This is a genomic window from Chelativorans xinjiangensis (genome assembly GCF_009812055.1).
GTDB classification, from domain to species: Bacteria; Pseudomonadota; Alphaproteobacteria; order Rhizobiales; family Rhizobiaceae; genus Chelativorans; species Chelativorans xinjiangense.
In genome coordinates this window covers 14728-29737 of record NZ_WQNH01000036.1, presented here as the reverse complement: position 1 = coordinate 29737, position 15010 = coordinate 14728, and the positions used below count along the sequence as shown (strand labels likewise).

The window sequence follows — 15010 nt, the reverse complement described above, 5'->3', positions numbered from 1 at the left end:
ATGCGAGAGTGGAAACGAAAACGGGCGCAGCCGTGGCCGCGCCCGTTCTAAAGGGTAAGCGGGAAGAAATCAGCCCTCGGCCTCTTCCTTCTCTTCCTTCTTCTCGCGGGCGATTTCCTCGCCCGTCTCCTGGTCGACGACCTTCATGGAAAGCCGCACCTTGCCGCGCTCGTCGAAGCCCATCAGCTTGACGAAGACCTTGTCGCCTTCCTTGACGACGTCGGTGGTCTTCTGCACGCGCTCCGGAGCGAGTTGCGAGATGTGCACCAGGCCGTCCTTGGGACCGAAGAAGTTCACGAAGGCGCCGAAGTCGGCGGTCTTGACGACCGTGCCCTCATAGATCTCGCCGACCTCCGGCTCGGCCGTGATGGAGTGGATCCACTTCCTCGCCGCCTCGATCTCCTTGGCGTTGGAGGAGGCGATCTTCACCGTGCCGTCGTCGTCGATGTTGATCTTGGCGCCGGTCTTCTCGACGATCTCGCGGATCACCTTGCCGCCGGTGCCGATCACGTCGCGGATCTTGTCGGTCGGGATCTGCATCACCTCGATGCGCGGGGCGAACTCGCCGAGCTCGGACCGGCCTTCGGAGATTGCCTTGGCCATCTCGCCGAGGATGTGCAGGCGCCCACCCTTGGCCTGGTCGAGGGCGACCTTCATGATCTCCTCGGTGATGCCGGTGATCTTGATGTCCATCTGCAGAGAGGTGATACCCTCGTCGGTGCCGGCGACCTTGAAATCCATGTCGCCGAGATGGTCTTCGTCGCCAAGGATGTCGGAGAGGACGGCGAAGCGCTCATCTTCCTTGATGAGGCCCATGGCGATACCAGCCACCGGCTTCTGCAGCGGCACGCCTGCGTCCATCAGCGCCAGCGAGGTGCCGCAGACGGTAGCCATGGAGGAAGAGCCGTTCGATTCGGTGATCTCGGAAACCACGCGGAGCGTGTAGGGGAACTGCTCGGCCGTCGGCAGCAGCGGGTGCACCGCCCGCCAGGCAAGCTTGCCATGGCCGATCTCACGCCGGCCGGGGGAGCCTATGCGCCCGGTCTCGCCCACCGAATAGGGCGGGAAGTTGTAGTGCAGGAGGAAGGCCTCCTTGTAGGTGCCGGTGAGCGCGTCGACAAACTGCTCGTCCTCGCCCGTGCCCAGCGTGGCGACCACGAAGGCCTGCGTCTCGCCGCGGGTGAAGACGGCCGAGCCGTGTGTACGCGGCAGCACGCCGACTTCCGCGACGATCGGGCGGACAGTCTCGAGGTCACGGCCGTCGATGCGGGTGCCCGTGTCGAGGATGTTCCAGCGCACGATCTTGGCCTGCAGGGCCTTGAAGACGGTGGAGACCTGCTCGGGCGACCACTTCGGCTCCTCCTCGCCCTCGGGCAGGAAAGCCTCCTTCACCTTGGCCTTGGCCGCGTCGACGGCGCCGTAGCGGGCCTGCTTGTCGGTGATCTTGTAGGCCTCGCGCAGGTCGCTTTCCACAACCTTCAGCATCTTGCCTTCGAGCGCGGAGAGATCCTCCGGGAGGAACTCGCGCGGCTCCTTGGCCGCCACCTCGGCGAGCTTGATGATGGCGTCGATGACCGGCTGGAAGCCCTTGTGGCCGAACATCACGGCGCCGAGCATGATGTCCTCCGGAAGCTGCTGGGCCTCCGATTCCACCATCAGGACCGCATCCTGCGTGCCGGCGACGACGAGGTCGAGCTTGGTCTCTTCCATCTCGTCGATATGCGGGTTGAGCACGTACTCGCCGCCGATGTAGCCGACGCGCGCGGCGCCGATCGGGCCCATGAAGGGGACGCCGGAGAGCGTCAGCGCCGCCGAGGCGCCGACCATGGCGACGATGTCCGGGTCGTTCTCCAGATCGTGCTGCAGCACGGTCAGGATGACCTGGGTGTCGTTCTTGTAGCCGTCGACGAAGAGCGGGCGGATCGGCCGGTCGATGAGGCGGGACGTCAGCGTCTCCTTCTCGCTCGGGCGGCCTTCACGTTTGAAAAAGCCGCCAGGGATCTTGCCGGCGGCGAAGGTCTTTTCCTGATAGTTGACGGTCAACGGGAAGAAGTCGAGACCGGGCTTCGGCTCCTTGGCCGAAACGACGGTGGCCAGCACGACCGTCTCTCCATAGGTGGCGAGCACGGCGCCGTCGGCCTGGCGGGCAACCTTGCCCGTCTCCAGGATAAGCGGGCGCCCACCCCACTCGATTTCCACTTTGTGATGATTGAACATGTCTTGTCCTTGTTTACCGAAGACCGCGCGCCTTTCGGCACGCGGGCTTCTTTCTCTCTTCTCGTTCAGGACGAGTCATGGGCAAGACAACGGGAAGCTTGGTTCCACGCCGGCACCCCGGCTTTCAAGCGTCCTGCAATCCTGCCCCATGACCTGTCCGTCGGCAGCTCCCCGGTTTCCTTCCTCGGGAGCCGTTGCCGGCGCTTTGGCGCCGGGTTGTCGGCGGCGGGCCCGCAAGACGGGCCCGCCGGCCGAAACTAGCGACGCAGCCCGAGCCGCTCGATCAGCGTCTTGTAGCGCTCCTCGTCCTTCCTCTTCACGTAGTCGAGGAGACGGCGGCGCTGCGAGACGAGCTTGAGCAGACCACGACGGGAATGATTGTCCTTCTTGTGGTCCTTGAAATGCTCGGTCAGGTTCTTGATGCGCTCGGTCAGGATGGCGACCTGGACTTCCGGCGAACCGGTGTCGCCGCTGGCGGTCGCGAATTCCTTCAAAAGCTCCTGCTTGCGCTCGGCAGTGATCGACATCGTAAGTCCTTTCTGATGATCGAGGAAACGTGTCGCCCGTAGCCGGGATGTCGTCCAGCCAGGGCCGTTGGACCGCGCAATCGCGCGATATCGCCGCGCATATAGTGCATAACGGCGGAGAATGCCAGCTAAAACCGCCGCTCCCGCTCACCCCGGCTTTTCCCGAGGCGGAAGCTGAGCGTGGTCCGGTAGAAGCCGCTCGACCGGAATCTTGAAGATGCACTCCAGCCCATCGCCGTGGAACGTGCGGGAGATCTCCGCGTCCAGCGTTCCGCCCAGCATGCGCTCGATGATCTCTGTGCCGAAGCCGCGCTTGACCGGCCGTCGCCTGCCGTCTTCTGCCATATGCTCGCGCCAGACGATCGTCAGCATATCGTGCTCGACCTGCCAGGAAATGGCAAGGCGGCCCGCCCTGGTGGCGAAAGCGCCATATTTGGAGGCGTTGGTGGCAAGCTCGTGGAACGCCAAACCGAGTGTCTGCGCGGCCTGGTTGCCGAGCCGGAACGGCGGGCCGGAGAGTTCCAGCCGCTTGGCTGTCTCGGGCTTGAAGGGGTCCACCTGAGCGAGGATCAGCGCGCGCAGCTCGACGCCCGCGGCACCACCGGCGATGAGCAGGTCCGTCGACCGCGCGAGCCCGTAGAGCCGCTTCTGGAACGAGTCCAGGAAGCCCGACAGCGATCCGGCGCTGCGTGCCGTCTGCTTGGCCATCGCGGAGACGACGGTGAGCTGGTTCTTGGCCCGATGCGCGACCTCGCGCATCAGCAGGCGGATCTCGCCTTCCGCCTTCTTTCTGTCGCCGGCGGCTTCGGCCAGTGCCGCCGAGACGGTCGTCACCTCGGCGATCGGATAGACGGTGGCCTCGATCTGTTCGCCCGCGCCCAGCCGCCGCGCATCGCTCGCCAGGCGCCGCACCGGCTTGGCGATCTGCCGTCCGAGAACCCAGGCCGCCCCGGCACCGATAGCGATGACGATGATCGTGCCGCCGAAGAGCTGTTGCAGCGAGCGGCGCATGGGCTGCTCGACAGCGGCCGTGGGCGCCCACACGACGACTTTCCAACCGCTGTAGCTCGTGTCGTCGACGATGGCGAGATAGGAATTGGCACCCTCCTCCCCGGCAACCCGTATCGTCTGCGGCGAGGGGCCCGAAGGGAGGCCGAGGAAGAACGGCTTGCCCACGTCCGACGACATGAAGGAGGAGGCGACCACATATCCGTAGCGGTCGAGAAGGGCGGCGTTCCAGCCGCCGCGCAGCATCTGCTGGGACAGCGCATCGGCCATGGTTTCGGCGTTCCGCCCCATCACGAGGAGGCGACGCGGCTGATTTTCCTGTATGTAGGGCAGGGCGACGTTGAACGTCCATTCACCCGACGTCTCCTCGCGGAAAACGCCGGAAATGGCTGGAACACCCTCTTCTAGCGCCCGTCGCAAGGTTGCCGGATCCGATGCCGGACCGAGCGGCGTACCGTAGGCCTCGCGCGTGTTGATGAGCTGCCGGAGGTTCTCGTCGAACAGGGTCAGATGAGAGCCGGAGCCGGCCAGCGCCGGCCTCGCCCGGTCGTAGAAGTCCTCGATATTGCCGACGGCCAGCGACGGCGTGGTCGACAGCACGCGCAGCGTCGTCAGCATGCCGCGAAGCTCACCGTCGACCGCCTCGGCGATCGAGCCGGCCATGGCCTCGGCCAAGGTGTTCACCACCTCCCGCTGGGCGGCGTCGTTGCGCTGCAGGAGCACCGTGGAAATGGCGAGGGCAGGGATGATGGTGACGGCGATCAAAAGGAAGAGAAAGAAGCCGATCGGCTTCGGACCCGTCAACCGCACGCGCAGACGCTCGCCGAGGCCGGCCGCCGGCCCGGCGTCGATGCCGCCTGTCTCCACGTCACTCTTTGCCATCGCGCCTGTCCAACCGCATCATCTCCTCAAATGCGGAAGTGAGGCAAGTGTTGCATGGCGCTCCTTCGTGGGCCAGGTTTTGCAGGTCGATCATCGTCGATGCTCCTTTGCGGCGTGGCTTGATCGTTCGACAAGCTCCCCCTTCGACAAGCTCAGGGTGAGGGTAGGCGCGCGCCATCGTTGCCACGCCCGGTTTTCACCGTCTGGCCATTGACCCCTCGACTGTTCGACAAGCTCACAGCTCAGGGTGGGAAGCGGGGCGCGTCTTCGGCACCGCACGAGGCGCCTTTGGAGCGCCTCAAATTAGGCGCGTCCGACGCGCCCCACCGGAGTCTGTCCCGACAGTTGGCCGGTCACTCGGGCTCCCCGTCCTTCCCGGCTGCACCCAATTGGGGGCTTTGCCGGGCCGGACGAGAAGCCCTGGCGGCTTCTCCGCAATGCCGGCAACGCTGTCACCCAGCGCTCCCGGCACCGCCGGCCTGTCGCGGGCCCTCAGGCCTCCGGGTACCGAGCCCGAAGGGAGAGGTCTCCGCCGCTCTCCCTGATCCCCGGTCCGGACCCGGTTCCCGCGAGAGCGATGGCGAGGATTTTAAGGGCAGGCTGGGCAGGGGGAGTATTTTCCTGCGAAAAAAAGTTGGAGAAATTATTCCGAAGCGAGGGAAAACAATGGGTTGGTGGGGAAGAAAAAATCTTTGTCGCCACATTTTATCCCCGCGCAGGCGATGCATCGCCGGCTGAGGTGAAGGGCGCCCGCCGCCCTTCCAACGCGCGTCATCCCACCCGCGCGCGTCATCCCGGAAAGCCGAAAGGCTTGTCCGGGACCCATTCTCGCCTCGCTGAAGCTCCGGCGAAGCGGGCCGGAAGGTGGACGAGTCACGGAATGGGTCCCGGACAGTCTCCGCTTCGCTCCGACTTCCGGGATGACGCGCGCGCGGTGGGGTGGGGATGGGGATGGGCACGTAGTACGCGCATGTCGCCGCGGGGGGAATGACGTGCGGGTGGTGGATTTCCTTGAAATGCCGGCGCCCCTTCGCGCCCTCCCTCCCAGCGAAAGGGCTATCGCATATGGAGTCTTTAGTTCGGCTTCGCCGGACCCCCACCCTCAATCCCTCCCCTCAAGGGGGAGGGAAGCCCGGTCGAGCGCGGCTTCGTCTGGCGAAGGGATTGACCGTTTACTGGCCGAAGACGCGCTTGGGCTTGAACATGCCGGCTTCGACGGCGCCGATGGCGATCAGGCGGCCGCGGGCGCTGGCCCAGGCTTCGGGCGCTTCGACCGGGGCGTCGCGGCCACGGACGATGACCGGGTTGCCGAGGCGGATGCGGGTGGCTGCATCGTCGCTGAGCGGGACCTCCGGCAGGCCGTCGAGGGCGGCGGCGATGTCCATGAGATACGGGTCGAGGGCGGCGAAGCGTTCTTCCTCGCTGGCCGCATCCGCCGCGGCCTCCTCGAGCGCCCGCATGGTGACGAGTTGCGCCGACTCGAACGGAAAGACCTCCGTGCGGCGCAGATCGGCCACATGGCCGAAGCAGCCGAGGTCGCGGCCCATGTCGCGGGCTATGCTGCGCACATAGGTGCCCTTGCCGCACTCGACTTCCAGAACGGCCTGTCCGGCGTCGGGGATCGAGACGAGATCGAGCCGGCCGACCTCCACCTCGCGGGCGGCGATCTCCACCGTCCCGCCCTCGCGCGCCAGATCGTAGGCGCGCTCGCCACCAACCTTGATGGCGGAGAACTGCGGCGGCGTCTGCATGATGAGGCCGGTATAGCGCGGCAGGAGGGCGCGGATCTCGTCTTCCGTCGGCCGCTTGTCTGAGGATTTGACGACGGGGCCCTCAAGGTCGTCCGTCGAGCGCTCCTCGCCCCAGGCGATGGTGAAGCGGTAGACCTTGGCGCCTTCCATCACGTAGGGCACGGTCTTCGTCGCCTCGCCCAGCGCGATGGGCAGCATGCCCGAGGCCAGCGGGTCGAGCGTGCCGGCGTGTCCCGCCTTCTGCGCCCCGAACAGCCATTTCACCTTGGACACGGCGTCCGTGGAACCCATGCCCACCGGCTTGTCGAGGACCAGCCAGCCGGAGAGAGGCCGGCCCTTCTTCTTTCCGCGGCGCGCCATCAGGCGATACCCCTCATGCGCAGACAGTCAGCGTTCGTCATCTTCGTCTTGGTCTTCATTGTCCAGGTCCCGTGCCACTTCGGGCGATTTCAAAAGCTTGTCGATCTTCTCGAAATTGTCGAAGCTGGTGTCCAGGCGGAAGCGGAATTCCGGCATGTATTTCATCTGCCTGAGCGCCGGCGCGGCGCGGCCGCGGATGAAGCGCGCATTGCGGTTGAGCGCCGCCACCACCTTCTCCTTGTCCTCCACGCCGAGCGGCGAGACGAAGGCGGTGGCGATCTTCAAATCCGGCGACATGCGCACTTCGGCGACCGAGATGACGGCGCCCTCGACCTCGGGGTCGCGCACGTCGCCGCGCTGCAGGATCTCGGCCAGCGCATGGCGCGCCTGCTCGCCGACACGAAGCTGGCGCTGGGATGGGGCTGAGGAAGGCATGGGTCAACGTCTCTTCAAACAGACTGCGCCGGAAACCGGTCCGGCAACTTTGAAATATATCTAGCGCAAGATGCGCTTGGGTTGAGTCGACCCCTCGCCGTCATCCCGGCCGAACGCAGTGAGGGCCGGGATCCATTCCGTGACATCGACGTTCCGGCCCGCTTCGCCGGAGCTTTAGCGAGGCGAGAATGGGTCCCGGACAGCCTCCGCTATCGCTTCGGCTTCCGGGATGACGGCGGGGTGGGAGTGGTCCATCCCGCTCGCGCATGATGCTCGCTGCATCCCGCCCTCGTGGTTCGACAAGCTCACCATGAGGGCTGATGCTTGCGCCTATCCGTTTGCGCCGAAGCTTGCGGTAAGGCGGGCTTGCCGAGGGTGAAGGCTTTAGGCAGCCCTTACAGCGTCCGCGTCACCATCTCGACGCGGTAGGCCTCGATGACGTCGCCGACGCGGATGTCCTCGTAGTTCTCGAAGGCCATGCCGCACTCCTGGCCGCCCGGCACCTCGGCCACCTCGTCCTTGAAGCGCTTCAGCGTCTTCAGCTTGCCCTCATGGATGACCACGTTGTCGCGGATGAGGCGGACGCCGGCACCACGCTCGACCTTGCCTTCCGTGACACGGCAGCCCGCGACCTTGCCGACCTTGGTGATGTTGAAGACCTCGAGGATCTCGGCATTGCCGAGGAAGGTCTCGCGGCGCTCGGGCGAGAGCAGGCCGGACATGGCCGCTTTGATGTCATCCACGAGGTCGTAGATGATGTTGTAGTAGCGGATCTCGATGCCCGCCTGCTCGGCGGCGTCGCGCGCCTGCTTGTTGGCACGCACGTTGAAGCCGATGATGGCGGCCTCGGACGTCTCGGCCAGCGACACGTCGCTCTCGGTGATGGCGCCGGCGCCCGAATGGACGATGTTGGCGCGCACCTCGTCGGTGCCGAGCTTGTCCAGCGCGTTGACGATGGCCTCGATGGAGCCCTGCACGTCGCCCTTGATGATGAGCGGGAACTCCTGGAGCCCGCTCGTCTGCAACTGCGACATCATCTGCTCAAGCGAGCCGCGCTGGCCGGCCTGGCGGGCCACCGCCTTCTCGCGCGCCAGGCGCTGGCGGTATTCGGAGATCTCGCGCGCCCGGCCTTCCGTATCGACGACGGCGAGGCGGTCGCCAGCCTGCGGCGTGCCCTGGAGGCCGAGAATCTCGACCGGCGTCGAAGGCGGCGCCTCCTTCAACTGCTCGCCGCGCTCGTTGACCAGCGCGCGCACGCGGCCCCACTCGTTGCCGGCAACGACGATGTCGCCTGGGCGGAGCGTGCCGGCCTGCACCAGCACCGTGGCGACGGAACCGCGGCCGCGGTCGAGCTTGGCCTCGATGACGACGCCTTCCGCCGTGCGGTTGGGATTGGCCTTCATCTCCAGGAGTTCGGCCTGCAGCAGGATCGCCTCGAGAAGCTTGTCGAGGTTGATCTGCTTGATCGCCGAGACCTCGACATCGAGCACCTCGCCGCCCATGGATTCCACGAACACCTCGTGCTGCAGAAGCTCCGTGCGCACCTTCTGCGCGTCGGCGTCCGGCTTGTCGATCTTGTTGATCGCCACGATGATCGGCACACCCGCCGCCTTGGCGTGGTTGATGGATTCGATCGTCTGCGGCATCACGCTGTCGTCGGCCGCCACCACCAGCACGGCGATGTCGGTGGCCTGGGCGCCGCGGGCGCGCATGGCGGTGAAGGCGGCGTGGCCCGGCGTGTCGATGAAGGTGATCGTCTGGCCGCCCTGCTCCACCTGATAAGCGCCGATGTGCTGGGTGATGCCGCCGGCCTCGCCGGAGACGACATTGGCCTTGCGGATGGCGTCGAGCAGCGACGTCTTGCCGTGGTCGACGTGGCCCATGATGGTGACCACCGGCGGCCGCGACACCATGTCCTCCGGCTTGTCCTCGATGTTGAACAGGCCTTCCTCGACGTCGGATTCGGCCACGCGCTTCACCGTGTGGCCGAACTCCTCGGCCACCAGCTCCGCCGTGTCGGCGTCGATCACGTCGCCGGGCTTCATGATCTGGCCCTGCTTCATGAAGTACTTGACCACGTCCACGGCGCGCTCGGCCATGCGACCGGCGAGCTCCTGGATGGTGATGGTCTCGGGCAGCACCACTTCGCGGGCGATCTTCTCGCGCGGCTCCTGCTGCTGGGTGCGCTTGAACTTCTCCTGCCGGCGACGCATCGAGGAGAGGGAGCGCGCGCGCGTCTCCTCGTCCGAAAGCGCGGAGTTGAGCGTCAGCTTGCCGCGGCGGCGCTGTTCCTCGGCACGCGGCTTGACCGGGCGGGGGGCCGGGGTTTCAGGTTTGGGCGCGCCACGCTTGGCGCCGGCACCGGGGCGAACCGGCTCCTCTTCCTCCACCACCTGGGGTGCGGCTTCCGCCGGCGCGCGGCGGCGCGCCTCTTCCTCGGCGCGCTTGCGCGCTTCAGCTTCCGCCTTCAGACGCTCTTCCTCTTCCGCCTGACGGCGGGCGGATTCCTCACGCTCGATGCGCCGGCGCTCTTCTTCCTCGGCACGGCGCTTGGCCTCCTCGGCCGCACGCGCGCGCTCCTCGGTCTCGCGCACCTTGGAATCCTGCAGGGCCCTGCGGCGGGCTTCCATCTCCTGGGTGGAGAGGTCGTTCAGGACGACGCCGGAGCGGCCGCCCGAAGGCTGCTGCGGGCGCGGCGCTTCACGGGCGGGCGCCGCCGGAGCAGGCGCGGGGGCGGGCTTCGCCTGAACGGGCGCTACCGGCGGCGGCGCCTGTTCGTCCGGCCGCGCGAATTTCCGCTTCTTGGTTTCGACCACGACAGCTTTCGTGCGCCCATGCGAAAAGTTCTGGCGCACCGTGCCCTGCTCCATGCCGGGCCGTTTCAGCGTCAGCGTCTTCTTCGTGTTGACGCTCAGCGTCTTGTCGTCACCGGTCTTCGTATCAGTCATTCCATATCCTCTGCGGCGCCTGCCGCACCCGACGCCGGAATTTCCGGGGCAACACCCCGAAAAACGGCGAGCGTTTTCACGCGTTTCAGCGCTGCCTCGCCCGGCCCCTGGTCGAGCACGGCAGCATGTATCACATTTGTCGCCCCTAATGCCAAACTCATTTCGGCTTCCGAAAAGAGCTTGAATGCCGGCATTTGCCTGCCTCCGGCATGGGCCACCGCCTTCCTTGCGGCCATGATCTTGCGGATGCCGTCTTCCGACGCCTCCGCCGCATGCAGCACCGCGGCAGCCCCGCCGCCACGCACCGCCATTTCCACTTTGGTTGCCCCCAATGCCACGGCTCCGGCCTTGCGCGCAAGGCCGAGCGCGCCCAAAGCGGATGCCGCGAGCAACGAATCGACCATTTCGGCCAAATCCGGGGGCACCGTCACCGGCGCTTTCAGGGCCCGGGAGAACAGGTTCTTCGCCGCTGCCTTCTCGACGAGGCCTTTCTCAGCGCCGACCCAGCAGCCGCGCCCCGGCAGATTGCGCTTCAGGTCGGGCACGACCGCGCCGTCCGGACCGGCGACGAACCGGATGAGTTCTTCCGGTTGTCGCGCCTGGCGCGTCACGATACATGTGCGGTCGTTCATCGCGTTCCACAAGACCTGTCTTCACGCAACCGGACATTTCAGCTTTCCGCCGGCTCGCTGGCTTCTTCCTCTTCCTCGGGCGCCTCTTCGCCGGCGCGCAGATCCTCCTCGGTGATCCAGCCCGCCTTCAGCCGGGCGGCGACGATCATCTGCTCCGCCTCGGCGCGCGAGACGTCGAAATTGGAGAAAACGCCGGGAAAGACCTTGGTCTCGCCATCCTTGCGCTCGCGCCAGCCGACGAGATCGTCCGCGGCGTAGCCGGCAAAATCCTCGACGGTCTTCACGCCGTCCTCGCTCTCGCCCAGCGCCACCATCATCGGGGTGGTGATGCCGGGGATCTCGCGCAACTCGTCGGCCACGCCCAGCTCCTTGCGCCTGGCGTCGTTCTCGGCCTCGATGCGCTCCAGATATTCGCGCGCGCGGGCCTGGATCTCGGCCGCCGTGTCCTCGTCGAAGCCGTCGATGGAGGCGATCTCGTCAGCTTCGACATAGGCCAGCTCCTCGACGCTGGTGAAGCCTTCCGAGGCCAGCACCTGGCCGACCATCTCGTCGACGTTGAGGGCGTCCATGAAGAGCGTCGAGCGCTCGGTGAACTCCTTCTGGCGGCGGCTCGACTCCTCCTCCTCGGTCAGGATGTCGATGTCCCAGCCGGTGAGCTGCGAGGCAAGCCGCACGTTCTGGCCGCGCCGGCCGATGGCGAGCGAGAGCTGATCGTCGGGGACGACCACCTCGATACGCTCGGCATCCTCATCGAGCACCACCTTGGCGACTTCCGCCGGTTGCAGCGCGTTGACGATGAAGCTCGCGGCGTTGTCGTTCCAGGGGATGATGTCGATCTTCTCGCCCTGAAGCTCGCCGACGACCGCCTGCACGCGGGAACCGCGCATGCCGACGCAGGCGCCGACGGGGTCGATCGAGGAATCGTGGCTGATGACGGCGATCTTGGCGCGGCTGCCCGGGTCGCGGGCCACCGACCTGATCTCGATGATGCCGTCATAGATCTCCGGCACTTCCATGGTGAAGAGCTTGGCCATGAACTGCGGGTGCGTGCGCGACAGGAAGATCTGCGGGCCGCGCTGCTCGCGCCTGACGTCGTAGACATAGGCACGCACGCGATCGCCATATTTGAAGATCTCGCGCGGGATCAATTCGTCGCGGCGGATGATGGCCTCGCCGCGGCCGAGATCGACGATCACGTTGCCGTATTCGACGCGTTTGACCGTACCGTTGACGATCTCGCCGATGCGGTCCTTGTACTCGTCGTACTGGCGGTCGCGCTCGGCCTCGCGCACCTTCTGCACGATCACCTGCTTCGCGGACTGGGCGGCGATGCGGCCGAAATCCATGGGCGGAAGCTGCTCGGCGATGAAATCGCCCACCTGGGCGTCGGGATTGCGCCCGCGCGCCAGGGAAAGGGGGATTTCGCGTGCCGGCTCCTCGACCTCCTCGACCACTTCCATCAGCCGCTGCAGCTTCATCTCGCCGGTCTGCGGGTTGATGTCGGCGCGGATGTTGGTCTCCTGGCCGTAGCGCGAGCGCGCCGCCTTCTGGATCGCATCGGCCATCGCCGCGATCACGATTTCCTTGTCGATGGATTTCTCGCGCGCGACCGCGTCGGCGATCTGCAAGAGCTCCAGCCTGTTTGCACTGACTGCCATTTTGGTCTCCCCTGGGGATGGGCGGCGCTCGGCCGCCGGCCGTACGATCTGCTTCTAGACCAGTTCATCGTTTTCATTGAATCGATGAACTGGTCTAACTCCTTGTTTTGTCGCAATCCCGGACGGAAAATCGGTTTCCACTTTTCCTGGAATTGCTCTATTCCTCGGTTTCGGCGTTATCGCCGCTGCGACGCGCCTTCTTGCGCTGCCGCCGTTCTTCCTTGTCCTTCTTGAGCGCCTCGCGGACGAGCGCGTCCGTCAGCACAAGCTTTGCCTCGTCGACGGCCTCCAGCGGGATCTCCACCAGCGGCTCCTCGCCCTCGGCCGTCTTGTCGCGTTCGATGGTCACCGCACCGTCCGTGCAGGCGACGATCTGGCCGCGAAAGCGCTTGCGCCCGCCAACCATCACCGAGGTCTCGATCTTCGCCAGATGGCCGACCGCAGCCTCGAAATCGGTGCGGCGCACCAACGGGCGGTCGATACCGGGCGAGGATATCTCCAGTTGATAGGCGCTGTCGATCGGATCTTCGACATCGAGCGCCGGCGAGATGGCGCGGCTCGCCTCCTCGCAATCCTCGACCGTCATCGAACCGTCCGGCCGCTCCGCCATGATCTGCAGCGTCAGCCCGTCCTGCGCCGAAAGCTTGACCCGCACGAGCCTATAGCCCAGCGCATCGAGAACGGGCATGACGATACCGGCCACGCGTGCCTCTACGCCGTTCTCGCGGATGATGCGGTCGTCCTGCATCCGGTGTTTCACGCCTCCTATGCGGTCCCGCAGCTAACAAAAAAGAGCGGGACCGGCCGGACCCACTCTTCGCCTTAGAGACCAAGAATTTGCATTGCATATAGCTCACATGGGAGGCGGTTTCAAGCGCGGCCGTGCGGTTTGCTAGCCGTCCGAATCGAAGAATGCCTCGTAGCCTTCGAGGTCCTTCGTCCGCGCGGCGATGACGCCCGCCTGGCAGGCGGCATATTCGAGCACCTGCCCTTCGCGGCCCCAGTCACCGTTGGCGTAGAACTTACAGGCCCCTTCCTTGTAGGCGATCCACAGCCGCTGCTCCGCCAAAAGGTCGGTCCTTGTCTGGCCATCCGTCTGCGCGAACACCTTTTTCCAGGTCGCGTTCAGCTTGTCGTCCTCGCGCTTTACCCAGTCGCTCCCGCACTCACCCCATGCGGTATTGGTGCCGTCCGACCGGTCAATGCACTGGTCGTAGAGTTCGTCGGAGGCGGCCTTGCCGGCTGCCAGGGCCAGGGCAACGGTCAGTGTGGCGGAATACCATGCGATGCGCGTCATCTCTCCAACTCCTGCGGCAGGATCCATCTGTTTCACCACGCAACGGTGGCTCGTTGCGGCGGCAGCTTGCCAGCCTGTGGAGAGACCCGCAACAATCGTGAAGCGTGGAGATTCATCGCCACGGCCGCCCTGGGCCTCATGTCGCGCCGCACAAATGCATGGCAGGACTGCCGAAATAGCGCTACTTCCGGGGCAGCCAGGCACCTATCTTTGCTGCAATGCACAATCATTGGAGAGCAAGATGCGTGCCCGACGTTTCATGACCGGAATTGGCGAATTCTTCGACACCGTGAACAGCGCGATGGCGGTTTCCGCCGCTGTGCGCGACCGCCGGCCCGCACACCCCGCCGACCTCGCGCGCCTTGGCATCGACCCCGAGCAGTTCCGCCAGATCAACCGCCGCTAAAGCGGGATGAATTCAACCCGAGTCATCCCGGAAAGCCGAAGGCTTGTCCGGGATCCATTCCGTGACATCGACGTTCCGGAATGGGTCCCGGACAGCCTCCGCTTCGCTCCGGCTTCCGGGATGACGCGCGGTGGATGACCCGACCTAATCTCATCTGGCTATAAAGAACAGAAGCTACACCCGGACGAAGGTGAGATAGGCCGGCGTCCGCCCCTCACGCATGGCTTTCGCCTCGTAGCGGGTGCCCGGCCATCCTTCGTAGGGCCGGCGCCAGTCTTCGGCGCTTTGCGCCTTCCAGGCGAAGGCGGGGTGGGCGCGGCAATGAAGCAGCGTCCAGTTCACATAGGTATCGATATCGGAGGCGAAGCGGAAGGCTGCGCCCCGTTTCATAACGCGGGCGAAACGGTCGAGATTGACGGGGCCGACGAAGCGCCGCTTCCAGTGCTTCTTCTTCGGCCACGGGTCGGGGTAGAGAAGGTCGATGCCCGACAGGGAAGCCGCCGGCAGCCAGTCCAGAAGTGCGGTGGCATCGTCGTCGTAGACCCTCAGGTTCTCCGGCGCCCTTCCCTCAAGCGCCGAAAGCAGCTTGGCCATGCCATTCACGAAGGGCTCCGCGCCGATGAAGCCCATATCCGGATGGCGCTCTATCTCGGCCAGCAGATGCTCGCCCCCGCCAAAGCCGATCTCCAGCCGCACGCCGGTGACGGGGCGCGTGAAGAGCGTGCGGATGTCCGCCGCCGCCGGGGAACCGAGATCGAGCCTGAGGCGCGGCAGGAGCGCGTGAAGCGCAGCCTCCTGCTGCGGGCGCAGGCGTTTTCCCCGACGGCGGCCGAAGAAGGCTTCCGTCGAGCGTTCGGGATGGTCGGCTGTCATCGGTTTGGTGCTGTTC

The 15010-nt window shown here is 65.8% G+C and carries 12 protein-coding genes; 1 reads left to right on the top strand and 11 read right to left on the bottom strand.

All coding sequences use genetic code 11. The features are described from left to right. Positions 1-69: 69 nt before the first annotated feature. From pnp to GM910_RS19060, 10 genes are all read right to left on the bottom strand, one after another. Entirely contained in the window at positions 70-2217 is a 2148-nt protein-coding gene (pnp, locus tag GM910_RS19105) for a polyribonucleotide nucleotidyltransferase (protein WP_159590140.1), read from the bottom strand. Positions 2218-2474: 257 nt separating this feature from the next. Further along, positions 2475-2825, bottom strand: coding sequence for a 30S ribosomal protein S15 (gene rpsO, locus GM910_RS19100; RefSeq protein ID WP_281354912.1), 351 nt, complete (start codon positions 2823-2825; stop codon positions 2475-2477). 66 nt (positions 2826-2891) lie between these two features. Next, positions 2892-4634 (bottom strand): sensor histidine kinase, encoded by a 1743-nt coding sequence (locus GM910_RS19095; protein WP_159590136.1) that lies wholly within the window; start codon positions 4632-4634, stop codon positions 2892-2894. Positions 4635-5806: 1172 nt separating this feature from the next. Beyond that, entirely contained in the window at positions 5807-6745 is a 939-nt protein-coding gene (gene truB, locus GM910_RS19090; RefSeq protein WP_159590134.1) for a tRNA pseudouridine(55) synthase TruB, read from the bottom strand. Between the two features lie 27 nt (positions 6746-6772). Continuing rightward, the gene (gene rbfA, locus GM910_RS19085) at positions 6773-7180 is read right to left on the bottom strand and encodes a 30S ribosome-binding factor RbfA (RefSeq protein ID WP_159590132.1); all 408 of its coding nucleotides are present in this window, start codon (positions 7178-7180) and stop codon (positions 6773-6775) included. Positions 7181-7575: 395 nt separating this feature from the next. Further along, the gene (infB, locus tag GM910_RS19080; RefSeq protein ID WP_159590130.1) at positions 7576-10128 is read right to left on the bottom strand and encodes a translation initiation factor IF-2; all 2553 of its coding nucleotides are present in this window, start codon (positions 10126-10128) and stop codon (positions 7576-7578) included. Next, on the bottom strand, positions 10125-10760 hold the full coding sequence (locus GM910_RS19075) for an RNA-binding protein (RefSeq protein ID WP_159590128.1): 636 nt from the start codon (positions 10758-10760) through the stop codon (positions 10125-10127). The genes infB and GM910_RS19075 overlap by 4 nt, the downstream gene beginning before the upstream one ends. Positions 10761-10798: 38 nt before the next feature. Next, positions 10799-12418, bottom strand: a complete 1620-nt coding sequence (nusA, locus tag GM910_RS19070) for a transcription termination factor NusA (RefSeq protein WP_159590126.1) — start codon at positions 12416-12418, stop codon at positions 10799-10801. 157 nt (positions 12419-12575) lie between these two features. Continuing rightward, positions 12576-13166, bottom strand: coding sequence for a ribosome maturation factor RimP (gene rimP, locus GM910_RS19065; RefSeq protein WP_159590124.1), 591 nt, complete (start codon positions 13164-13166; stop codon positions 12576-12578). Positions 13167-13310: 144 nt separating this feature from the next. Beyond that, positions 13311-13715 (bottom strand): lysozyme inhibitor LprI family protein, encoded by a 405-nt coding sequence (locus tag GM910_RS19060; RefSeq protein WP_159590122.1) that lies wholly within the window; start codon positions 13713-13715, stop codon positions 13311-13313. 241 nt (positions 13716-13956) lie between these two features. On the opposite strand from GM910_RS19060, the gene GM910_RS26995 reads away from it, so the two are divergent. After that, positions 13957-14121 (top strand): hypothetical protein, encoded by a 165-nt coding sequence (locus tag GM910_RS26995; RefSeq protein ID WP_201285550.1) that lies wholly within the window; start codon positions 13957-13959, stop codon positions 14119-14121. Between the two features lie 174 nt (positions 14122-14295). On the opposite strand, the gene trmB is transcribed toward GM910_RS26995, so the two are convergent. Next, positions 14296-14994 (bottom strand): tRNA (guanine(46)-N(7))-methyltransferase TrmB, encoded by a 699-nt coding sequence (gene trmB / locus GM910_RS19055; protein WP_159590120.1) that lies wholly within the window; start codon positions 14992-14994, stop codon positions 14296-14298. Positions 14995-15010: the final 16 nt, after the last annotated feature.